Source organism: Brevibacterium antiquum (assembly GCF_016107655.1).
GTDB classification, from domain to species: Bacteria; Actinomycetota; Actinomycetes; order Actinomycetales; family Brevibacteriaceae; genus Brevibacterium; species Brevibacterium antiquum.
Window position 1 is genome coordinate 157,354 of sequence record NZ_JABASX010000010.1, and the last position, 23,028, is coordinate 180,381.

At 64.7% G+C, this 23,028-nt stretch carries 20 protein-coding genes; 10 read left to right on the top strand and 10 right to left on the bottom strand.

Going from position 1 to position 23,028, the window contains the following annotated elements; genetic code table 11:
* Positions 1 to 28: 28 nt before the first annotated feature.
* The 3 genes from JFC13_RS19950 to JFC13_RS16495 form a co-directional block, all read right to left on the bottom strand.
* Positions 29 to 892 carry a hypothetical protein gene (locus JFC13_RS19950; RefSeq protein WP_198398131.1) on the bottom strand — a complete coding sequence of 288 codons (864 nt, stop codon included), beginning with the start codon at positions 890 to 892 and terminating at the stop codon, positions 29 to 31.
* Entirely contained in the window at positions 889 to 1,464 is a 576-nt protein-coding gene (locus JFC13_RS16490) for a hypothetical protein (RefSeq protein ID WP_198398132.1), read from the bottom strand. The genes JFC13_RS19950 and JFC13_RS16490 overlap by 4 nt, the downstream gene beginning before the upstream one ends.
* 73 nt (positions 1,465 to 1,537) lie before the next feature.
* Positions 1,538 to 2,353: a hypothetical protein gene (locus tag JFC13_RS16495; RefSeq protein WP_198398133.1), complete on the bottom strand. Its 816-nt coding sequence runs from the start codon at positions 2,351 to 2,353 to the stop codon at positions 1,538 to 1,540.
* A gap of 128 nt (positions 2,354 to 2,481) precedes the next feature.
* Here JFC13_RS16495 and JFC13_RS16500 point away from each other — a divergent pair, with 128 nt between their 5' ends.
* Positions 2,482 to 2,709: a DUF3073 domain-containing protein gene (locus JFC13_RS16500; RefSeq protein WP_009881540.1), complete on the top strand. Its 228-nt coding sequence runs from the start codon at positions 2,482 to 2,484 to the stop codon at positions 2,707 to 2,709.
* Positions 2,710 to 2,840: 131 nt separating this feature from the next.
* On the opposite strand, the gene purM is transcribed toward JFC13_RS16500, so the two are convergent.
* The 3 genes from purM to JFC13_RS16515 are packed head-to-tail and all read right to left on the bottom strand — an operon-like array spanning position 2,841 to position 5,849.
* A complete protein-coding gene (gene purM, locus JFC13_RS16505; protein ID WP_198398134.1) occupies positions 2,841 to 3,935 on the bottom strand; it encodes a phosphoribosylformylglycinamidine cyclo-ligase in 1,095 nt (364 codons plus the stop codon).
* A gap of 1 nt (position 3,936) precedes the next feature.
* On the bottom strand, positions 3,937 to 5,418 hold the full coding sequence (purF, locus tag JFC13_RS16510) for an amidophosphoribosyltransferase (RefSeq protein ID WP_198398135.1): 1,482 nt from the start codon (positions 5,416 to 5,418) through the stop codon (positions 3,937 to 3,939).
* A gap of 44 nt (positions 5,419 to 5,462) precedes the next feature.
* Entirely contained in the window at positions 5,463 to 5,849 is a 387-nt protein-coding gene (locus JFC13_RS16515; RefSeq protein ID WP_232488709.1) for a hypothetical protein, read from the bottom strand.
* Between the two features lie 157 nt (positions 5,850 to 6,006).
* Between JFC13_RS16515 and JFC13_RS16520 the strand changes: the two genes are divergently transcribed.
* On the top strand, positions 6,007 to 6,987 hold the full coding sequence (locus tag JFC13_RS16520) for a universal stress protein (protein ID WP_198398136.1): 981 nt from the start codon (positions 6,007 to 6,009) through the stop codon (positions 6,985 to 6,987).
* 185 nt (positions 6,988 to 7,172) lie between these two features.
* Here the strand turns inward: JFC13_RS16520 and JFC13_RS16525 are convergent, their stop codons facing one another.
* From JFC13_RS16525 to JFC13_RS16540, 4 genes are all read right to left on the bottom strand, one after another.
* Positions 7,173 to 8,144 carry an EamA family transporter gene (locus tag JFC13_RS16525; protein WP_198398137.1) on the bottom strand — a complete coding sequence of 324 codons (972 nt, stop codon included), beginning with the start codon at positions 8,142 to 8,144 and terminating at the stop codon, positions 7,173 to 7,175.
* A gap of 62 nt (positions 8,145 to 8,206) precedes the next feature.
* Complete coding sequence (locus JFC13_RS16530) at positions 8,207 to 9,649, bottom strand: aldehyde dehydrogenase family protein (protein ID WP_198398138.1); 1,443 nt, start codon at positions 9,647 to 9,649, stop codon at positions 8,207 to 8,209.
* The gene (locus tag JFC13_RS16535; protein WP_198398139.1) at positions 9,646 to 10,047 is read right to left on the bottom strand and encodes a sterol carrier family protein; all 402 of its coding nucleotides are present in this window, start codon (positions 10,045 to 10,047) and stop codon (positions 9,646 to 9,648) included. The genes JFC13_RS16530 and JFC13_RS16535 overlap by 4 nt, the downstream gene beginning before the upstream one ends.
* 15 nt (positions 10,048 to 10,062) lie before the next feature.
* Positions 10,063 to 11,223, bottom strand: a complete 1,161-nt coding sequence (locus JFC13_RS16540) for an asparaginase (RefSeq protein ID WP_198398140.1) — start codon at positions 11,221 to 11,223, stop codon at positions 10,063 to 10,065.
* A gap of 33 nt (positions 11,224 to 11,256) precedes the next feature.
* Here JFC13_RS16540 and purD point away from each other — a divergent pair, with 33 nt between their 5' ends.
* The 8 genes from purD (at position 11,257) to JFC13_RS16580 (ending at position 22,926) form a co-directional block, all read left to right on the top strand.
* Positions 11,257 to 13,524: a phosphoribosylamine--glycine ligase gene (gene purD, locus JFC13_RS16545; protein ID WP_198398141.1), complete on the top strand. Its 2,268-nt coding sequence runs from the start codon at positions 11,257 to 11,259 to the stop codon at positions 13,522 to 13,524.
* Between the two features lie 303 nt (positions 13,525 to 13,827).
* Positions 13,828 to 15,324, top strand: a complete 1,497-nt coding sequence (locus JFC13_RS16550; RefSeq protein ID WP_198398142.1) for an aminobutyraldehyde dehydrogenase — start codon at positions 13,828 to 13,830, stop codon at positions 15,322 to 15,324.
* Positions 15,325 to 15,486: 162 nt separating this feature from the next.
* A complete protein-coding gene (locus JFC13_RS16555) occupies positions 15,487 to 17,145 on the top strand; it encodes an amidohydrolase (RefSeq protein ID WP_198398143.1) in 1,659 nt (552 codons plus the stop codon).
* A complete protein-coding gene (locus JFC13_RS16560; protein ID WP_198398144.1) occupies positions 17,142 to 18,302 on the top strand; it encodes an ABC transporter ATP-binding protein in 1,161 nt (386 codons plus the stop codon). The genes JFC13_RS16555 and JFC13_RS16560 overlap by 4 nt, the downstream gene beginning before the upstream one ends.
* On the top strand, positions 18,286 to 19,467 hold the full coding sequence (locus JFC13_RS16565) for a polyamine ABC transporter substrate-binding protein (protein ID WP_232488710.1): 1,182 nt from the start codon (positions 18,286 to 18,288) through the stop codon (positions 19,465 to 19,467). Before JFC13_RS16560 ends, JFC13_RS16565 begins: the two co-directional genes overlap by 17 nt.
* Positions 19,464 to 20,453, top strand: coding sequence for an ABC transporter permease (locus JFC13_RS16570; protein WP_198398145.1), 990 nt, complete (start codon positions 19,464 to 19,466; stop codon positions 20,451 to 20,453). Before JFC13_RS16565 ends, JFC13_RS16570 begins: the two co-directional genes overlap by 4 nt.
* 1 nt (position 20,454) lies before the next feature.
* Positions 20,455 to 21,318, top strand: coding sequence for an ABC transporter permease (locus JFC13_RS16575; protein ID WP_198398146.1), 864 nt, complete (start codon positions 20,455 to 20,457; stop codon positions 21,316 to 21,318).
* A gap of 186 nt (positions 21,319 to 21,504) precedes the next feature.
* Positions 21,505 to 22,926, top strand: coding sequence for an NAD(P)/FAD-dependent oxidoreductase (locus JFC13_RS16580; protein WP_198398147.1), 1,422 nt, complete (start codon positions 21,505 to 21,507; stop codon positions 22,924 to 22,926).
* The last annotated feature ends 102 nt before the right edge of the window (positions 22,927 to 23,028 follow it).

Sequence of the window (23,028 nt, forward strand, 5' to 3'; positions counted from 1 at the left end):
CGACACTGAGCGAGTGGCTGCGAACAGGTCAGCGAGTCGCGGCGAACCGCTTCGGGATCAGCTTCTCCAGGGGCAGGAACGCCGCCCAGCAGATGACCGTCGGCAGGAAGTGGATGCCCAGGGCGATGTAGGTCATGAGATGGAAGAGCATGAAGAAGATGACGGCACCATAGAGCCATCTGCCCTTGAGGAACAGCACGATCAGTGAGAGGAACTCGAACACCAGAGTCGCCCACTGCCCGGCGATGAGCAGGCCCGGCATCTCGAGGAACGGCTTCGACCATTCGGCCCCGCGGCGCATCAGGGCCCAGATGATCACAGCGCCGTTGGCCCAGTGGGTGATGTTGCCCGAGGCGATCCACTTCATCACCACCGAATAGAAGTAGGTGAGCACGACGGAGATCTGCACGACTCGCAGCGCCCACCCTGCCTTCGCCGAGGTGGCCCCCACATCCCTGAACCGTGCGACTCCGACCGTCGGCAGCACCACGACGGCGATGACGAGCGCCATGTGGTCGTGGGCGACATAGCCATAGCCCTGGGTATAGAACATCCACAGCCCGAAGGTGATCGCGACGATCCAGCCGCTGATTCGCTGGAGGACGCCGGCGGCAGCCATGAGAGCGAAGACGATGATCGCGGCGAGCAGGATCTGCGCGCCGAGGACGCTGACCGGTGGGATGTGGAGGAACCTGGCCAGCCACAGCGGTTTGTAGAGGTCGGGAGTCCAACCGTGCGGGATGACGTCGGCGGAGATCGTGAGCACGTCGATGATGACGAAGATGTAGACGATGACGCGGAAGACTGCGACGCGGGCCAGAGAGATCTGGGGCGTGAACCAGGCGACGATCGGATTGCCGACCTTCGCCTCGGCGGTGGTGGAATTGCTCACTGCACCTCCCAGGTCGCCAAGATCTTGTGTTCGGGTTCGCCGACGCTGCGGCCGTTCTCCAACTGGGTCACGGTGCGGCAGAGGATCATCTGCTCCGGTTTCGGCTCGTCAGGATGGAGGCGCTCAAAGGAGTCGGCCATGGGCTGCAGAAGTTCCGGGTTGGCGATGACCCGATCGAGCTGGGATTCGATGTCCCCGCGTTCGATCCCGACGGTGTCCGTGTTGAAGCCGAGCCGACGTGGTTCGTCCTCACCGGGGAACTGCGCTTCGATGCACGTCGCATTCACCGTGCCGTTGAGGTCCTTGGCGGTCGCGTACTGGGTGAGTGACCCGAGCGGGAAGAAGTCGTTGGTGTTGAGGAACTGTCCGCAGGTGAGAATGACGAGGGCCATGGCGGTTGCTCCGAGACGCCATACGATCGACCACGTCGTCATCGGCTCTGGCTTCGTGGCAGTCGCAGTGGCAGTCGCAGACTCGGCGGCAGTCGTCGGTTCGGCGGCAGTCGTTGACTCCTCGGCAGACTCCGACGGCGGTTTCCTGTTCGTCACAAGTCGACGCTTCTTCTCATCCATGCGCTGTGTGGTTCATTCTCTCGACGCCGCGGGTACGCAGACTATCGTAGCCGCCAGGTAGCTGGAGGGTGGGTCAGGAGCTGCGCGCGTAGAGATTGAGCTGTTCCCACATCGCCGCGTACTTCTGGAAGGATGCGACCGCGGTTTCAGGATCGTCGTTGCTCAGCGCGGTCACCCACGAATCGACGAGCTCCGGTGCCTCGTTGGGCCAGAGCACATCGCTCATCCCGCCCAGGTCGAGTTCGAGCACGGAGTTCATGTCGAAGCCGTCGACCCACTGGGCCAGAATCGATGTCTGCTCGACCATGTCGACGACCTTGGACTTATCGGCCACGGTCTCCGCTGCCCATTCCATCCTCGCCGAGGCTGCCAGAATGTCCGTACGAATGAGCACTCTCAGCCCGGCATCGGTTTCATTCGTGATGATCTGGTCTTCGCTCAGTGAGAAGAACAGCCACCATGACGGCGGCACATCCCACGCCGAGACGCGTGTGAAGACGCGAGTATCCTTGGTGTCCTGGAGCCACTCGGCACGACGACTGGCCGCACGCCTGCGCACCGACTTCGGAGCGATGATGTCCAGCGTCGCCTTCGAGGTGTGCTCACTCAATGCCTCGAGCGCCTCCCACCCGCGAACGTCCTCCTGGGCGGGGCAGTACCGATCCACGCCGTCCGAAGTCTGAGACGCCGGGAGGAAGATCGGCGTGTTGCGAAAGGACTCGGCCACAGGGTTCGGCGGCAGGGAGATCAAGCGCTGATCCGCGTCTTCGGAGACCTGCTCCTCAACACGAGAACGGTTGTCTTCCACCTGCTCGTCTTGCAATACGGAATGGACTACGGTGGGTTCGAAGATCCGCAGAGAGACAACATAATCGCGACTGTAGGACATGGGTTCACCCTATCCAAGGTCGGGCCTCAAAATGGAACTTCCCACTACGAACAGGTAGGATTTAAGCGCATAGCAGAGATCTAGTCCGGGGCGCTTCGCCCCACATGACGACGGAGGGGGTCACGCCAGTGGGTCGCGGCCGCGCAAAGGCAAAGCAGATCAAGGTTGCCCGGAAGCTGAAATACTACAGCCCGGACACCGACCTGAATAGACTCCAGCAGGAACTGGGTTCCGAGTCGCAGGCGTCCGGTTCGTCAGATCCGTACGACAACGAGCCGGACTATTCGGATTACGCCGACAAGTACAACGTCGACGATGACGACGAAGAAGACGACTATACACAGCGCGAATCTTGACCGATCAGCACTGATGTGATCGGCGCTCAGATACGGGAGCATCGGATTCGCTCAAGCAAGAAGGCGGAGGCTGCGGCCTCCGCCTTCTGCTTTGCCTGATTGCTGCACTGACACCCTCAGCCTGACACACCTCAGGCGAGGATTGCGGCTCCGCCGTCGACACCCTTGGCGCCCTGGACGTAGTCGAGTTCGGAGGCCAGTGAACCGTCGTCGACCCTGACTTCACCGAGCACCCATGAGCCCGGGGAGGCCGCGAGCACACTGTCAACGGACTCGGCAGAGGCCACGAGGACCATGCCGACGCCGAGGTTCCAGGTCCGTTCACGGTCCTCCTGCGGGACTCCGCCCAGATCGCCGAGGGTGGAGAAGACCGGAGGGATCTCCCACGAAGCTCGGGACATCTTCGCCACGAGACCCTTCGGCAGCACGCGCGCCACATTGGCAGACAGTCCCCCGCCGGTGACATGCGAGACCGCATGCACGGCATCGGGTAGAGCAGAGAAGAGGGCGTTGAGTTCGCCGGTGTAGACATGGGTGGGGACGAGGAGCTCCTCACCCAGGGTGCGGCCGAATTCCGGCACATTACGGTCCAGACCCCACCCCGCCTCGGCGATGATGTGCCTGACCAGGGAGTACCCGTTCGAGTGGATACCAGAGGAGGGCAACCCGATGAGCACGTCACCGGCGTCGACCTTCTCAGGTCCCAGTAGTTTGGAGGCCTCGACGACACCTGTGGCAGCACCGGCGACATCGTAGTCATCGACTCCGAGCAGGCCCGGGTGTTCGGCGGTCTCCCCGCCGACGAGGGCGACATCGGCACTGGCACACGCCTCGGCGATGCCCCGGACGATGTCCGCGATGCGCTCGGCCACGACCTTGCCGCAGGCGATGTAGTCGGTCATGAACAGGGGCTTGGCACCGCACACGATGATGTCGTCGACGACCATTCCCACCAGGTCATATCCGATGGTGTCGTGCTTGTCGAGAGCCTGCGCGATCGCGACCTTCGTGCCGACGCCGTCGGTCGATGAGGCCAGCAGCGGGCGCTCGAAGTCCTTGAGCACTGAGACGTCGAAGAGTCCGGCGAAGCCGCCGACTTCGCCGACGACATTTGCGTTGTGTGTGGCGCCGACCGCGGACTTCATCAGTTCGACGGCGCGGTCACCGGCCTCGACGTCGACGCCGGCAGCGGCATAGGTGGTGGACTTTGCTGGATCGGTGCTCAACTCAACATCCTTTGTCGGCGGGGGTGTTGTTGACAGGGATCGGGTATTCGCCCGAGAAACAGGCAGTGCACAGCTGGCTGCGCTCCTGCTGGGTGGCCTCGACCATCCCGTCGAGGGAGATGTATCCCAGGGAATCGGCGCCGAGGTTGTCGCGGATTTCGTCCATGTTCAGGCCGTTGGCGATGAGCTCGGCCCGGGTCGCGAAGTCGATGCCGTAGAAGCAGGGCCACTTGACCGGTGGGGAGGAGATGCGCACATGGATCTCCTTCGCTCCCGCTTCGCGGAGCATTCGCACGAGCGCGCGCTGGGTGTTGCCACGCACGATCGAGTCGTCGACGACGACGAGGCGTTTGCCCTCGATGTTCTCCCGCAGCGGGTTGAGTTTGAGTCGGATGCCGCGCTGTCGCAGGGTGTCCGAGGGCTGGATGAATGTGCGCCCGACATAGGCGTTCTTCATCAGCCCCTGGCCGAAGGGTATGCCTGAGCGTTCGGCATAGCCGACGGCGGCCGGTGTTCCCGATTCGGGTGTGGCGATGACGAGATCGGCGTCGACGGGGAACTCGTCGGCCAGCTGGCGGCCCATCTGAGTCCTGGCCGCATGCACGGTCTTGCCGTTGAGCACGCTGTCGGGTCGGGCCAGGTATACGTACTCGAAGACGCAGCGAGCCTGGTCCTGTTCGGCGAAGCGGAAGGAGCGCAGACCGTCTTCGTCGATAGCGATGAGTTCGCCTGGTTCGACGTCGCGCACGAAGGAAGCACCGACGATGTCGAGAGCCGAGGTCTCGGAGGCCACGACCCAGCCGTTCTCCATCCGACCCAGCGACAGCGGCCGCACACCATGACGATCACGGGCGGCGTAGAGGGTGTTCTCGTCCATGAAGGCCAGGGAGAATGCACCTTCGACCTTGGGCAGGAGATTGAGCGCGGCCTCGGTGAGGTTCTCGCCCTCTTCGGTGGCGAAGAGCTCGGTGACCAGGGAGGTGTCATTGGAAGAGTCGCGGAAGGGCCTGGTCCGGCTGACCTTCTTCGTCGCGTCCTTGACGACCTGATCGGCATCGTGCCGACGGCCATCGGCCAGAGCTTCGAGCTCATCGAAGTTCGTCAGATTGCCGTTGTGCGCCAGTGCCACTGTCCCGAACGGGGTGGGTCCCAGCGTGGGCTGGGCATTCTCGAACGAGGGTGAGCCCGTCGTCGAATACCGCGTATGCCCGAGCGCGATGTGTCCCTGCAGAAGTTCGAGATCCCGCTCATGGAAGACCTGCGAGACCAGGCCCATGTCGCGGTAGATCAGGATCTGCTTGCCGTTGCTGGCAGCGATGCCCGCAGACTCCTGTCCGCGGTGCTGCAGAGCGTAGAGCCCGAAGTAGGTGAGTTTGGCTATTTCCTCGCCCGGCGCCCAGACTCCGAATACTCCACAAGCATCTTGAGGTCCGCGGTCCAGGGGGTCGATTTCGTGCGTTAGTTGCCCGTCTCCTCTTGCCACGTGAAAGATTGTCTCACATCGGTGAGCTCTGCTTCACAAGTGGATCAGACTCCGGAACTCGGGGCTTCGTTTCGGGGCTCGTCCTCGGCATCGGGATCTTCGCCGTTGGCTTCGGCGATGCGACGACGCGCGATCTCCTTCGGATCATCGACCATGTCGATCTCCGCGTCGACTCGGTACTTATGTGACTTCCTCCGACCTATCCAGTCGAGGAGCACTGCCAGCAGGCCGCCGAGGAACAGTCCGCCCACGGCGAGGACGAGCAGCAGCAGCCCCGCTCCCTTGGCCACTGTGTAGCCGGTGGGCATCGCTTCGGGATCGACGAAGAGCGTGAGCACACCCGCGACGAGTACGCCGAGGATCGCGCCGAGTCCCATGAATACCGAGTACTTGGGGCTGCGACGAACGGAGACGTCGATCTGGTCCTTCATGATCTCCTTGGGCAGTGTCGGTGGCGGGTCGATGGTGCCCGCATTTCACGTCGCGGACAGTCTAGTCGAGAACTCTTTCGCCGACTCCCAGGCAGTTATGCGGCCGATCCCATAAGGTGGAGGAAGACACAGTAGGGCTTCTCACATAGGGGTGGACATGTCTCAAACGATCATCGTCGGAGTGGACGGCTCCGCCAACAGTCAATGCGCACTGCAGTGGGCGATCAGACACGCTCAGCTGACCTCTTCCGAGATTCGCCTCGTGGCGGCGTACACCGTTCCCGGCGTCAATATGACCCAAGCGGACATCGTCTACCCGGCCGATTTCGATGCGGAGGTCAAGAGGTCGGTGCAGAAGCTCGTCGACGACAACGCACGAACCGTCACCGATGCCTCGGTGCCGGTGTCGACCGTGGTCTTCCCGGGAGATGCCTCAGGGGCGTTGGTCGACAACTCGAAGAATGCCGATCTCGCGGTCATCGGCGCCCGCGGTCGCGGTGGGTTCGCCGGCCGCCTGCTGGGGTCCGTGGCCTTGGCGATGCCCGCGCACGCTCATTGCCCCACCGTGGTCATCCCCAGCACCTGGCCCCAACGCCCGATGCCGGAGCGACCTCTGCCGATCGACCTTCCTGTGCGCTCCTCCGACGCGCAGACGACAACCGCCGAATCCGGCGACAGGCGCCCCGACTTCACCGGTGAGATCGTCGCCGCGATCGATCCGTTCGAGACCGATGGGCCGGTCCTGCGTGAGGCCGCACTGCAGGCTCGGATCTATGGTCTGCCGCTGCACCTGGTCGGCATCACCGCTGCCCACGTGCTCTCGCCGGAATGGATGCCCAGCGAAACGCACCTCGAGAAGATGTACGACGAAGCCGTGACCTCGCGAGAAGAAGCCGCGCAGTCCCTCCAAGAGGAGTTCCCCGAGGTTGACGTTCGCTGGTCGATCTTCGATGCCCCCGCCACCGAGGTGCTCATCAGCGCCACCTACACCGCCGAACTCATGATCATCGGCTCCCGCGGCCGCGGCGGTTTCGTGTCAACGATCCTCGGGTCGACTTCCCAGGCCGTCCTCTCACACGCTGTGTGCCCGACCCGAGTGGTGCGCGTGCTCCGCCGGAAGGCAGCGAAGAAGCGCTGAAGCTGTGCCGGTGCTGCGCCGCAGCTCCACCTTCATGACCACGCCGCAGCTCCACCTTCATAACCGCGCCGCAGCTCCACCTTCATGACCGCTTGGCGAAAGTGCTGACGTAGGGCACAAGTGCTCAACGCCTGCACTTTTACCCAGCGGTGGCCGGATGTAGGAATCTCACCGGGGTGGGAATCTCACCCGAGGGCGATGAGGCCGATGCCGGCGACGACGACGACCGCGCCGGTCAGCTTCATGCCGATGTTCTTCTCCCCGAAGAACCACCAGGCCAGCAGTGTGCCGACAATGATCGAGGTCTCGCGCACGGGAGCCACAAGGGACACCGGTGCCTGCTGCATGGCGTAGAGGACGAGCAGGTACGCCAGCGGGGAGAGGATGGCGACGGTGAGCAGGGCTCGTTTGTGCCCGGACAGGATCGATGTGAAGTCCGCGCGACGTCCCGCACCGCCGGGGATCGTCACGATGCCCACGGCCATGATGGTCGCGACGCAGATTTCGGAGAGGGCGAAGTAGAGCAGCGGTGAGTCGGTGATGTGGTTGACGGAGAAGTCGTCCCACAGGGTGTACGAGGCGATGAAGGTTCCGATCAGTGCGCCCCAGGCCAGACCACGACCCACGCCGTGGCTGCTCATCCCGTGGCCCCTGCTCATCCCGTGGCCCCTGCTCATCCCGTGGCCCCTGCTCTTCCCGTGACCTCCGTTCGTCGTCCGGCCTCCGCCCACCCGCCTCGGGTGCACGGTCACGACCGCGATGCCGGCGAGGACGATGAAGGCGCCGATGGTCTCCGGTGCTGTGGGTCGCTCGCCCAGGAACAGCACGGCGACGATGATCGTGATGATCGGCCCGACCCCGCGCGCCGTGGGATAGACGACGCCCAACGGGGCATGGTCGTAGCCGGACTGCAGGGACACGGAGTAGGCGATGTGGAAGACCGCGCTGAGTGCTGCGGCGCCCAGCAGTCCCAGACTGAACGCATGTGTTCCCGAGACGAGCAGCCAGATCGCGATCGGGGCCAGCAGGATCGCCGACAGCCCGTGATAGGCCAGCACGAAGGCGTAGCCCTTGCCCGACACCGACTTCGCCGCGATGTTCCACAGGGCATGGGCGACTGAGGCGAATAGCACCAGCCCGAGGACGGCAGGAGTCATCGACGACCGTGTCCAGTCCGCTGCACTGCGTCGTGTCCAGTCCGCTGCACTGCGTCAGGACCTCACAGCTTCACGACAACGGTCTTCGTCTGCGTGTACTCGTCGAAGGCTTCGATGGACTTCTCACGGCCATAGCCGGACTTCTTGAACCCACCGAAGGGCAGCTCCACTCCCCCGCCGGCACCGTAGGTGTTGATGAAGACCTGCCCGGCTTCGACCTCGGCGGCGACCCGATGAGCCCGGGAGATGTTCTGCGTCCACAGGGCCGAGACCAGGCCGTAGTCGGTGCCGTTGGCCAGGGAGATCGCTTCCTCTTCATCGCCGAATGTCATGGCCACGACGACGGGGCCGAAGACCTCCTCCTGCGCGATCCTCGAACCCGGGGACACATTGTCCACGAGAGTGGGGGTGATGAAGGCACCGCCGGTGAGGTCCTCGGCGAGACCTTCGGGTCTTGTCCCTCCGGTGATGATCTGCGCGTTGCCGATGTCGGAGAGGTACCCTTCGACGCGGGACTGCTGCTTCTTCGAGATCAGGGGTCCCAGCATCGGGTCGTCGATGCCGTAGCCGATGGTCACCTTCTCCATCGCGGCCGCCATCTTCTCCACCACCTCGGCGTGGATGTCCTGAGCGACGATGAGTCGGGACCCGGCCGAGCAGGTCTGGCCTGCGTTCTGGATGATCGAACGCACCAGGGACGGGACTGCCGCGTCGACATCGGCGTCGGAGAAGACGATGTTCGCAGACTTTCCGCCCAGTTCGAGCACCGTCGGGATGACCCGATCGGCGGCGGCGTGGGCGATCTGTGAACCGATCTGAGTCGAGCCGACGAAGCCGAGGTGAGCAATGCCCGGATGCGCCGCCAACGCGGCCCCCGCCTCGGCGCCCAGGCCTGTCACCACGTTGAACGCACCTGCTGGAAAGCCAACGGAATGGATGAGTTCGGCCAGTCGGACCGTGGAGCGCGGCGTCTCGTCAGCGGGTTTGGCCACGGCGCAGTTGCCGGTGGCCAGTGAGGTCGCGGCGGCGCGTCCGATGAGCTGGAGCGGATAGTTCCAGGCCACGATGTGCCCGGTCACGCCGTAGGGTTCGCGGCGCGTGTAGACGTGCATGTCCTCGGCCATGGGGATCGAGTGCCCGTAGTAGGACTCGATGGTGTGGCCGTAGAACTCGAAGTAGCGGGCGCAGACGTCGACATCGGCGTAGGCTTGGGTCAGCGGTTTGCCGGTGTCCTCGGATTCCAGCGCGGCCATCTCATCGCGGTTGGCCCGGATCACTTCGGCGGTGGTGACCAGCAGCTTCGACCGCTGCTCGGTGCTCGAACGCCTCCATTCCCTCTGCGCTCGGGCCGCTGCCTTGACCGCACGGTCGACCTCGTCGGCTCCGCCGCGGGAGACATCGCCGAGGTGTTCGCCGGTGGCCGGGTCGACGTTGGCGTAGGTGGTCAGTGAGGGAACGTGGCGTCCGCCGATGAATGAGGTGGTCTGGGTGATCTGGGCGTTCATCGCCGACCTTCCAATTCTGCTGAGGTGTACAGGGGGACGAAATCGCTGATGTCGGCGCGCGTGCCCGAGGCGTCAACCGAGCCTTCGGCGAGCGCGGCGGAGAATTCGGTCCTGCCGGTCACGATCTCCAACCACACCTGCGCCGAGGTCTCGACGACGTTGGGCGGTGTGCCGCGGGTGTGCCGGGGCCCGGGAATGCACTGGGTGACGCCGAAGGGCGGGACGCGGACTTCGACGCTGTTGCCCTCCGCCCGGGAGGCGAGCTCCTCGAGCGTGAACCGCACGGCCGTGGCCAGGGTCGACCGGTCTGCCGGTGCCGCGTCGGCCTCGGAGTGCGCAACCCACATCTCAAGGGCGTTGCGGCCCTCGTCGGGGTCGATCCTTCTGCGAATCGCCATCAGTGACTCTCCCTCTTACCTGATCTTCGCTACATCTTCGCCCAGCCCGAGCCTGCCCACAATGCTCGTCCGTCCCTCGGAATCGGTGCCGCCGGTGATCGGGTCGGTGATCGCCGCGATGACTTCGTCGAGGAGCTCATCGGTGATGACGGCATCCCCCGCCGAGGTGGGGGCTGAGCCCGTGGACGAAGCCGTGCCCGGGGCGAGCGCTCCCACCTTCGACAGCAGAGTCAGTGCCACGATTCCGGTGGCGCGAGAGGACCCGTCGAGACATTTCAGAGCGACCGAATACCCGGATTTCGTCGACATCGCGATGACGCCTTCGGCCCCGCCCTTAGCGAAGACGCCGAGGCTCTCGATGACCGTCGTATTCGGTTTGCCGTGGCCTTCGATCGCCCACGGCTCTGCGAAGACGGCGTCCATGAGGGTGCGGGCCTCGGGGGCGTAGGAGACATATGGTTCCCTCGCCGAGGTGGTTCTCGGGTTCTCGTCTGCTGTGGCAGCGGCTGCACTGCCCAAACGCACCACACGGCCGATCGCCCGTGCCAGGCCGGTGAGGCTGAGTGCGAAGACGGGAGCACCGCAGCCGTCGGTGCCCACGGCTGCCGGCGTCTCACCGGCGAAGGCTTCGACCACCTCGGCGACCTTCTTCTGCACGGGATGGTTCGGGTCGAGGTAGCTTGCGGTGTCCGCGCCGATGGCCGCCGCGGCCATGAGGAACGCCGCATGCTTGCCGGAGCAGTTGAAGTACAGGGGCGATGCCGGATCAGTGTCGTCTTGCTCGAGATGACGTGCACTCTCCTGCAGGCTCCGACGGAAGGCACCGTCGGCGGGATGCGCGGACGGACATTGCAGGTCATCCACGTTCAAGCCGGCGGATTCGAGCATTCCGGCAACCGCCTCGGCGTGGCCGGCCTCGCATTTGTGGGACGCGGTCGCCAGTGCCGCCCAGGTGCCGGAGACCTGCGCTCCGAGACTCATCGCGGCAATCGCCTGCAGCGGTTTGAGACTTGACCGGGTGAACACGGGAGCCTCCGGCGCACCCAGGGTGATCAGGGGTGATCCATCCGGGTCGAGGACGACTGCGGAACCGGTGTGGCGGGATTCGATGAACCCGCTGCGCTCGACGAAGGCCAACTCGGCGGCGTCGGCGGAAACGAAAGTGGAACGAGTCACGCACTCAAGCCTACGACCTTATAGGCTGGTGGGGTGAAGGTTCTTGTCATCGGTTCGGGCTCCCGCGAACACGCCCTCGTCCTTGCTCTCAGTCGCGACCCCCAGGTCGACGCCGTCATCGCCGCACCCGGCAACCCGGGAATCGCAGCGATCGCGCACACCGAAGCCGTCGATATGAACGACTCCACCGCTGTCACGGCACTGGCGGAGACACTCGACGTCGACCTCGTGGTCATCGGCCCCGAAGCCCCACTGGTCGCCGGGGTCGCCGACGCCCTGCGTGAGTCCTCGTTCCCGGTCTTCGGACCCAGTTCCGAGGCCGCGATCCTCGAAGGCTCGAAGGCGTTCGCCAAGGAGGTCATGGAGTCAGCGAATGTGCCCACCGCACGCGCCGTGGTCGCCTATACCTCCGACGAGGCGGCCGCCGCTCTCGATGACTTCGGTGCTCCGTACGTGGTCAAGGCCGATGGCCTGGCCGCGGGCAAGGGCGTCGTCGTGACCTCGGACCGGGCCGAGGCACTGACTCATGCCAGCTCCTGCCTCGAGGTCTCCGACCGGGTCGTCATCGAGGACTACCTCGACGGACCCGAGGTCTCCCTCTTCGTCCTCTGCGACGGCCAGCACACTCTGCCGCTGGCGCCCGCTCAGGATTTCAAGCGCATCGGCGATGGCGACACCGGCCCGAACACCGGCGGCATGGGCGCCTACTCGCCGCTGCCGTGGATCCCGGCCGGCACCATCGACGACATCGTCAACACTGTCGCCCAGCCGGTCGTCGAGGAGATGACCCGCCGCGGCACCCCATTCGTCGGACTTCTCTACTGCGGGCTCGCCCTGACTTCGAAGGGCATGCGGGTCGTCGAGTTCAACGTCCGCTTCGGCGATCCAGAGACCCAGTCCGTGCTCTCACGTCTGCGCAGCCCGCTGGGCCAGACCATGCTCGCCGCCGCCGAGGGGCGCCTCGACGAGGTCGGTGAACTCGACTGGGATCCGCGCACCTCGGTGACCGTGGTCATGGCTGCCGAGAACTACCCGAACACTCCGCGCACCGGCGACATCATCCGCGGACTCAACACGGCCGACGGGCTCGAGGACGTCCACATCCTCCACGCCGGGACCGCTCGTGCCACAGACACGGGCGCCGGATTCGCCCCCGAAGACACCGTCATCTCCGAGGACGTCGCCGAGACCGGAGACATCGTCACCGCCGGCGGACGTGTGCTCTCCGTCGTCTCGCTGGGCACCGGACTCCACGAAGCCCGGGCCAAGGCCTATGCCGCTGTGGCCGAGGTCAAGTGGGACGGTGAGCAGCACCGCACCGACATCGCCGAGGTGGCCGCTCGTGGGCAGATCATGGTGGCCGACATCTACCCGGCACCGGAAGAGGCACCGGCTGCCGCCGCGCTCGACTCCACGGCGCCCGAACTTCCGGGTTGGACGCACGTCTACTCGGGCAAGGTCCGGGACCTCTACATTCCCGAGGGCTCGACCGATGCCGCGTCGACCGAGCAGCTGCTCATGGTCGCCTCGGATCGCATCTCCGCCTATGACTGGGTGCTTGACTCCGAGATCCCGGACAAGGGGAAGGTGCTGACCGGGCTGAGCCTGTGGTGGTTCGACCAGCTCTCCGAGGTCATCGGCAACCATGTCATCAGCTCCGATGTTCCTGAGGCAGTGGCCGGTCGCGGCCTCATCGTCAAGAACCTGTCGATGCTGCCCATCGAATGCGTAGCCCGCGGCTACCTCACCGGCTCCGGGATGGCTGACTACAAGGCCACGGGCTCCGTGTGCGGAATCCAGCTGCCGGCAGGCCTCATCGAGGCCGACCGGCTGGAGCCGGCGATCTTCACGCCCGCAACCAAGGCCGATCTGGGCGACCACGACGAGAACGTCAGCTTCGCCCAGATCACAGAGACCATCGGCACCGAGGCAGCCGAGAAGGTCCGTGACCTGACGATCGAGATCTACCAGCGAGCAGAGACGATCGCCCGTGAGCGCGGCATCATCCTCGCCGATACGAAGTTCGAGTTCGGGACACTGCCCGACGGGACCATGGTCCTCGGCGACGAGGTGCTGACCCCGGATTCCTCGCGCTTCTGGGATGCGGCGAGCTACGAATCGGGTCAGCCGCAGGCGAGCTTCGACAAGCAGTTCGTCCGCGACTGGCTGACCGGTGAGTCCGGCTGGGACAAGTCCTCGGACACTCCCCCACCGCCCCTCCCCGCCGAGGTGGTCGAAAAGACCCGCGCCCGCTACATCGAGGCCTTCGAGAAACTCACCGGCCAGAAGTTCCCCGGCTGAGGCCGGTCACAGCGTCACTTCTCCACCTCTCACACCGCCGCACCGCCGATACAACACTGCACGACAGCGGTATCGGCGGTGCGGCGTTGTCTCGAGACGCGTGCTGACCCCGGCCGCAAGCAAGGACTCAGCGCGAAAATCGCAGACACGACCACTGATTCAGCAGGGAAATATGCTGGGTGGTCATTGTTTTTAGCTCGAAACCGTCTCACACAACGGAATCGGTGGATTCAACCCACTGATTCCTATACTCTGTGTGACCAGGCCCACACACAGACGTGCAACTCGCTTGGAAGTGACGATATGCATTATTGGAACGGCACCTATCACGAAGGCAGCGGTGACACCTTCACCCTCGTCAACCCCGCCACCGGCGAGACGATCGGTGAGTACACGCTCGCGAACGCCGAGGATGTCAACGACGCCGTCGCCTCGGCGAAGGCCGCCTACCCCGCCTTCAAAGCACTCACCCCTGGCGAGCGCGCGGAGCTGATGCTCGGCCTCGCCACCGAGCTCGAGGCTCGCGCCGAGGAACTCGCCGAACTCGAGTCGCGCCAGACAGGCAAATCCATCCGTCTGGCCAAGGAATTCGATGTGCCCGGCTCGATCGACAACGCGAAGTTCTTCGCCGGGGCCGCCCGGCAGCTCACAGGTCTGGCCGCCGGCACCTATTGGGAGAAGTCGACGTCGATGACCAGACGCGAACCCCTCGGCGTGGTCGGCTCCATCGCCCCGTGGAACTACCCGCTGCAGATGGCCGCATGGAAGATCTTCCCCGCCGTCGCAGCCGGCAACACCATCGTGCTCAAGACCTCGGAGATGACTCCGGGGACCTCACTCATCCTCGCCGAGGCTGCCACCGCCGCCGGCTTCGCCCCCGGTGTCATCAACATCATCGCCGGCGACGGATTCGAGGCCGGTGAAGCGCTCATCACCCATCCCGATGTCGTCATGTCCTCGTTCACAGGATCGACGAAGGTGGGCCGACGCATCATGGAACTCGCCGCGGCGAAGGGCTCTCGCGTCCACCTCGAACTCGGCGGCAAGGCCCCGTTCGTCGTCTTCGACGATGCCGACATCGAAGCCGCCGCCCGCGGTGCCGTGGCCGGGTCGCTCATCAACTCCGGCCAGGACTGCACCGCGGCGACCCGGGCCATCGTCGCCCGCGAACACTTCGAGGCCTTCACAACCCGCGTCACCGAACTCATGGACGGTGTCCGCGTGGGCAACCCGTCGAACCCCGCCACTGACATGGGCTCCCTCATCTCGCTGACCCACCGCTCACGGGTCGCCGACATGGTCGACCGTGCCCGGGCTGCCGGGGCCACGATCCACTGCGGCGCAGCGATCCCGACGACGAACCACCTCGGCGAGGCTCTGCCCGGGGACACCGACTCAACGGCATACTACGCACCCACTCTCATCAGCGGAATCGACACCGACGCCGAGGTATGGCGTGAGGAGATCTTCGGTCCCGTCCTCGTCGCGATCGCCTTCGACACCGATGACGAGGCCATCGAACTGGCCAACGACACCCCCTACGGGTTGGCGGCGAGCGCCTGGACGACGACCACGAACCGGACGCTGCGTGCCGCGGCCGACATCGAAGCCGGATGCGTGTGGATCAACGAGCACATCCCGATCGTCTCCGACATGCCTCACGGCGGATACAAGGCTTCCGGATTCGGGAAGGACATGAGCCAGTACTCGTTCGATGAGTACACGCAGGTCAAGCACGTCTTCATCGACCAACACGAGGACCCGCACCACGAATGGCAGGACACCATCTTCACGTCCTGACACTCTGCCGCGGGTTACCGGTCACGGTCACGGTCTCGGGCACGAACGGATAACAGCCGGTCCGAGCCCTGTGGCCCGATGCCCCGGCCGACATACAATGACATCCTGCCAAGTGCGTCCAGCGCGCTCGGCCTCACCTTCGACAAGGAAGTCGGGAGGAACATGAACCTCGACGTTCTCGACGTCAGCATCTTCGACGGACACTCGGTCCTGCCTGCGAACCGCATCAGCATCCGCGACGGAATCATCACCGAGATCGGCAGCGGCCCGGCTGTGGACCCTTCCGAACACACCATCACGGCGACGGGAAAGCTGATCACACCTGGGTTCGTCGACGCCCATGTGCACACCACCTTCGGCGGACAGGAGTCCCTGGCCTGCGATCTCAGCGAAGCTCAGGGCCTCGAGGCCTCGCTTGAGGTGATTCGCGACTATGTGACCGCGACCGCAGCCAGCACCGCGACCGCCGCCGGTACGACAGACGTCAACTGGGTCACCGGCGGCGGCTGGTCGATGGCCGACTTCCCCGGCGGCGCACCGACCGCCGTGATCCTCGACGAACTGAGCCCGGACCGGCCCGTCATCCTGCTCAGCGCGGACCATCACTCGGCGTGGGTGAACACGCAGGCCATGGACCTGGCCGGCATCGATGCCTCCACGCCTACCCCGCCCGGTGGCGTGATCGAGAAGGACGAAGCGGGGGCACCGACCGGGTGCCTGCACGAATCTGCCATGGATCTCGTCTCCGCCCATGTCCCGACCGCCTCCGACGCCGACATCCGCGCCGGACTCCTCGCCGGGCAGTCCTCCCTCCATGCGTTCGGCGTCACCGCCTGGATGGACGCCATCGTCGGCGACTACTCCGGCCACCGCTCCCCCTTCGACACCTACGTTGAGGCAGAGGACTCAGGCGATCTGACGGCCGAGGTTGTCGGCAGCCTGTGGTGGCCCCGTGACGTCGAGGACATCGACGCCCAGGTCGCCGCCCTGCTCGACCAGCGGCGAACCCACGGGGGCTTCCGCACCACCTCGGTGAAGTTCATGCTCGACGGCATCGTCGAATCCCGGACCGCCGCGATGAGTGCCGAGTACAGCTGTGCCTGCGGCGGGTTCGGCACCAGCTACTTCACCCGTGAGCACCTGCACCGAGCCTTCGCCGCCCTCGACGCGGCAGGCTTCGACATCCACTGCCATGCGATCGGTGATGCGGCGAACAGGGCAGCCCTCGACGCCTTCGAGTCCATCGGGGGCTCCGAGACCACCGGGGACAGGGAGCGTCGGCACCACATCGCCCACGTTCAGGTCGTCGATCCCGTCGACATTCCCCGATTCGCTCAGCTCGGAATCACCGCGAACCTGCAGGCGCTGTGGGCCTGTCACGACCACCAGCTCCTCGACCTCAACCTTCCCTACCTCGGCAGCGAACGCTCCCGCTGGCTCTATCCGTTCAAGTCCTTCGCCGATGCCGGCACACACTTGGCGATGGGTTCGGATTGGCCGGTCTCGACGCCGAACCCGTGGGAGGCCATCCATGTGGCAGTCAACCGCTCGCATCCGGACGCCGGCGACCCGGCGCCGCTGCTGCCCGAGCAGGCCATCGACCTGATCACCGCGCTGCGTGCCTACACCTCCGGTTCCGCGCATCTGCTGCGTTCGGGGGCCAATGGAACCATCCGCACCGGCCAGATCGCGAACCTCGCACTGGCCAGCGACAACCCCTTCGACCTCGACCCAGGCAGTCTCGCCGAGGTGCACAACGAGATGACAATCGCAGGCGGCCGCATCGTCCACGACGCTACCACCGCTGAAAGGCAATCATGACCACGACAGCCACGCCTGAGACAACGGCGCCCACACAGCTCGAACACTTGGAGATCCAAGGTGTGAAGAAGGTATTCGGGGACAACACCGCGATCGAACGCCTTGATCTCTCCGTGCGCAAGGGCGAGTTCCTCTCTCTGCTGGGGCCCTCGGGCTGCGGCAAGACGACCCTGCTGCGTATGATCGCGGGGTTCGAGGCCCCCACCGACGGTGCGATCCTGCTCTCGGGCAAGGACATCGTCAGCCTTCCGCCGCACCGCCGGCCGGTCAATACGGTGTTCCAGTCCTACCTGCTCTTCCCCCACATGAACATCGCCGACAACATCGCCTACGGCCTCAAGCAGTCCAAGACCCCGAAGTCGGAGATCGCCGATCGGGTCCGTGAGGTGCTCGCCCTGGTCCAGATGGAGGACTTCGCCGGACGCAAGCCCGAACAGCTCTCCGGCGGTCAGCAGCAGCGCATCGCCCTGGCCCGAGCCCTGGTCAACCGACCGCAGGTCCTCCTCCTCGACGAACCGATGTCGGCCCTCGACCGCAAACTTCGCGAGGAGATGCAGCTCGAGCTCAAACGCCTGCACACTCGCCTGGACACGACCTTCGTCTTCGTCACCCACGACCAGGACGAGGCTCTGGCGATGAGTGACCGGATCGTGGTCATGTACAACGGCGTGATCCAGCAGATCGGATCCGGCGAAGACATCTACGCCAATCCCGTCAACGGCTTCGTGGCCGGCTTCATCGGCAAACAGAACTTCGTCCCCGCCGAGGTGACCGAGATCAACGGCTCCACCGCGACGTTGAGAACGGCGAACGCCGTCATGGAAACGCCCACCCTCGACATCCGACCCGCCTCGGCGTCGGGGACGGCTTCGACGCTGAGCGTCGGAGACAAGGTGCGGGCTGCCATTCGGCCCGAACGCATGCGCGTTGCCCCTGCCGGGACCGAAGAGTTGGCCGCGAACTCCGCCCGCGGTCGGATCCTGTCCGTGTCATTCCTCGGCGACGTCATCCAGTACATGCTCGTGGCCGGGGACAACGATGAGCTCCTGGCTCGGGTGCCGGCCGCCGGCAACGACGTGCTTGCCGCCGACGCCGAGGTGGATCTGAGTTGGAATGCCGACGACGTGGCCGTCTACGACTATGAGAGCGGTGTCTGAGATGGCGGGCAGGATCCCCGATGTGCATTTCCTGGCGCCCCGGGCCGCCTCGACGAGGCTGAGCAGGCGAGCGCTCCTGGCCGGGTTCGGCGTTGTCGGTCTGGGCGCGCTGAGCGCCTGTGGCCGCAACACGACGATGGCCGCTTCACCGCCCACGGACGGTGAGCTCGAGTCGAAGCTCAACCTCTACTCCTGGGGCGACTACGACAACCCCGAACTCATCGAAGCATTCAAAGCGAAGAACGACGTGCTCGTCCAAGTCGACTCCTACGGGTCGAACGAGGAGCTCATCGCAAAGCTCTCCACCTCGCGCGGAACCTCGGGCTATGACGTGGTGGTGCCGACGGGATCGAACATTCCGCAGATGCTCAAACACGATCTGCTCCAGGAGCTCGACCTCGATCTCATCCCGAACTTCACACACATGGACCCGAACTTCACGCACCAGTACTTCGATCCCGACAACACGTACTCGATCTGCAAAGCCTGGGGGACCACAGGGTTCGTCTACAACACGAAGAAGATCACTCACGAGATGACGAGTTGGCAGGACTTCATCGACACCGCACAGAAGGAGGCGGCCGGGACCACCTCGCTGCTCGAGGACCCGTGGGAAGTCTGCGCCATCGCACTGGCGGCGCTGGACTACAGCCTCAACACCCAGGACGAGAAGGAACTCGAGGAGGCGCGCAGCATCGTCCTCGACAAGCTCGCACCGAACACGAAGGCCTATATCGGCAATGTCGCCACGGGCATGGTCCAGGGCAGCTTCACCCTGCTGCAGGCCTTCAACGGAGATGCCCGACAGGGACTGTCGGAGGCGGCCGAGCCCGAGGACTGGAAGTTCGTGTTCCCGACACCCTCGGCGAACCTGTGGATGGACTGCTGGGCCATCGCCACCGGCGCTCAGCATCCCGACTCCGCCCATGCCTTCATCAATCAGATGATCTCTCCGGAGACCGCGGTCGAACAGCTCGACTACATCGGCTACCCGATCGGGACGCAGGGACTGGCGGAACAGGCGAAGAAGGCCGACCTCGACGAGCAGGACCTCATCTTCCCGTCTCAGAAGGTCCTCGACCGTCTCGAACCCAGCAAGCAGACCCCGGCCGATCAGATCCGCACGAAGATCTACGCCGATGCGCAGGCAAGGAGCGGAGCATGAGCACCCAGGCAGCCGAATCAACGCCCGAGAAGACACCTGGAACACCCAAGAGGCCGGCGAAGACAACTCAGCCGGCGAAGCCCGGAGGCATGTCAGCGAGGTTCTTCGGTGCCTCTGCGATGTCGTTCCCGACCTGGGCGTATGCACTGTTCTTCTTCATCATCCCCGTGGCGTTGGTCATCTTCTACAGCTTCGGCTACAAGCCCGACGAGTTCACGGCCGTGGCCACCGACCAGCTCTCCTTCGACCGGTACCCCGAGGCCATGTCGGCCAGCTTCGTGTCGACGTTCTTCGCCACCCTGCGGATCTCCGTCGTCGGCACGATCCTGTGCCTGATCATCGCTCTGCCCTTCGCCTATTGGCTGGCCATCAAGGTCTCACCGGCCAGGCGGTCTCTGGCGCTGGCGCTGGTCATGGTGCCGTTCTGGACGAACTTCCTGGTTCGGACCCTGGGGTGGCAGATCATGCTCTCCCCAGACGGGTTCCTCTCGGACTGGATGCAGGGCCTGGGGCTGCTCGACGGGCCGCTGGACATCCTCTACACGCGCTCGGCCGTGCAGATCGGTGTCGTCTACAACTATCTGCCGCTGATGATTCTGCCGCTCTTCGTCGCAATCGACTCCTCGGGTCAGAAGCTGCGCGAAGCCAGCTACGACCTCGGCGCCGGCAAGATCACGACGTTCCTGCGGGTGACGCTGCCGATGGCGATGCCAGGTGTCGTCTCGGGGTGCCTGCTCGTGTTCATCCCACTCAATGGTGACTACGTCACGGCGACCGTCCTCGGCGGGGCCAGTGGTTCGATGGTCGGGCAGCTCATCGCCAACCAATTCAACACGGCCCAGAACTGGGCAGTCGGCGCGGCCATGGCGGTGATCTTGATCCTCGCGACTCTGGCGGTCGTCGGGGTCGGATTCAGTCTGCTCAAACTGGGGCAGATGATCGCAGCCCGACTCAACAGTGTGCCGCTGAAAGATGGGAGGGCCTGAGATGTCGAAGAAGAATACGTTCGCCCGCAGAACCCCGACGGACATCGGACTCCACGTCTGGGGGATCCTGGTCTTCGCCTACCTGTTCCTCCCGATCGCGGTGATCATCGCGTACTCGTTCAACACCGGCAAGGTGCTGGCGAACTTCCGCGGCTTCGGTCTCGACGCCTACATCTCCGGGATCAACAACGACATCATCATCTCCTCGGTCGTCACAAGCCTCCAGGCCGCGGTGGGTGCCGCACTCGTCTCAACGGTCTTCGGCACCCTGGGCGGCGTGGCACTGGCGCGGGCCCCGAAGGGCGCGTGGTGGGCCCTGGGCCTGACAGCGATCCTCGGACTGACACTGGTCACACCCGAGATCGTCGACGGCATCTCATTCCTGCCATGGTTCGTCACCGTCGGCGTCGACTGGGGCATCACACCGCTGAACAACGGTCTGGTCAGGCTCATCATCTCGCACGCGATGTTCTCCATGGCGATCGTGACGTTCATCGTCCGCGCCCGACTGGCCGGCATCGACTCCCAACTCGAGGATGCGGCCGCGGACCTGGGCGCGACCCCATGGAACCGGTTCAAGGACATCACCTTGCCGATCGCAGCTCCCGGCATCCTCGCCGGCGCGCTGATGTCGTTCACGGTCAGCCTCGACAACACGATCCTCTCGAGCTTCGTGCAACAGCCCGGCTATACGCCGTGGCCGGTCTACATCTTCTCTGCCGTGAGGGTGGCCCTGCGGCCCGAAGTGGCGGCGATCTCAACCCTGATGTTCCTCCTCACCCTCCTGGCCTTGGCCTTTGTGGGCTTCGTGCTGCGCAAGGCGGGTGGAAGTTCGACAGAGATCATCAAGACGATGGCCGGATGATCCCCTCGCCGAGGTGGGCGGGTGGTCTCGCCGAGGTGGGCGGGTGGTCTCGCCGAGGTGGGCCCTGGGACTTCAGTGTTGCCACCCCTGCAATGATTGCCGCAAGGCAGAATACGAATGCCGACAGATGGCAGACGAATGCCGTCGGGCCGCAGACGACTGCGGTCAGACAGAAGGAGAAATGACATGGACGTCAATGCCGCACTGGCCGACGCCTCCACCGTGCCGTTCTGGCTCGATTCCGCTCAGCGCCCGGAACCCCTGCCGCCGCTGACCCACAACATTGAGGCCGACCTCGTCATCGTCGGAGGTGGTTTCACCGGGCTGTGGACAGCGCTGCAGGCAAAGGAGCGTGACCCAAGGCGCCATGTCGTCCTGGTCGAGGCGAATTCGATCGGATGGGCTGCCTCTGGCCGCAACGGCGGGTTCTGCGCAGCCAGCCTGACCCACGGCTATGACAACGGTGAGTCCCATCTGCCGAACGAGAACGAACGCCTGGCACAACTGGGGCGGGAGAACCTCGATGCGATCGGCGCGGCTGTGACCAGGTACGGCATGGACGTCGAGTTCGAGCGCACCGGTGAACTCGACGTCGCGACCGAGGACTACCAGGTCCCGGAGCTGCGAGAAGCACACGACCCAGAGGCCGGTTTCATCTTCTACAACCAGGAGGAGCTGGCTCAGATCGTGAAGTCCCCGACCTACAAGGGTGCTCTCTGGGACTCGCGCGAGGTCGCCATGGTCAACCCTGCCAAGCTGTGCTGGGAGCTGCTGCGGGTCATCCGAGAACTCGGCGTCGAGGTCTTCGAAGGCACGAAGGTCACGGATGTCAGTGACCGGAAATCGACGGTCCAGGTCACGACTCTGGTGACTGCCCAGAGCCTCGAGGACAGCAGAACCGCTCCCTGCAGCATCATCACGGCCGATCGCGTTGCTCTGGCCACGAACGTCTTCCCCTCGCTGCTCAAGCGGGCCAGTCTGCATACCGTCCCTGTCTACGACTATGCCCTGATGACCGAACCGCTCAGCGATGAGCAGCTGGATTCCATCGGCTGGAGCGGACGGCAGGGCATCGGCGACTGCGCGAACCGGTTCCACTACTACCGACTCTCGGCCGACAATCGCATCCTCTTCGGCGGATGGGACGCGGTCTACCACTACGGGAGGCAGGTGTCGTGGAAGTACGACCAGCGCCCCGAGACCTTCGAGACCCTGGCCGAGCACTTCTATGAGACCTTCCCGCAGCTGTCTGATCTGACGTTCAGCCACAAATGGGGTGGGCCGATCGACACCTGCTCGCGCTTCTTCTCCTTCTTCACCACGGCCTACGGCAAGAAGGTCGCGATGGCCGCCGGCTTCACCGGACTGGGCGTGGGCGCTTCACGATTCGCCGGCACGGTCATGCTCGACCTGCTGTCCGGGCAGGACACCGAGCTGACCCAGCTGGAGATGGTGCGCAAGCTTCCGCTGCCCTTCCCGCCTGAGCCGGTGGCCTGGCTGGGCATCCAGATGACGACGAATGCGATGATCAGAGCCGACAGCAACGAAGGCCGACGAGGTCCGCTGCTCAAAGCGCTCGATGCTGTGGGCATGGGCTTCGACTCCTGACGCTGCCTGTGACGTCTGGGCACCGGTGACGACTCGGCCAACCGGTGACGTCCGAAGCTCGGACCGAAAGCGGCAGTTCCTTCCGTGCTTGATAGACTTTCA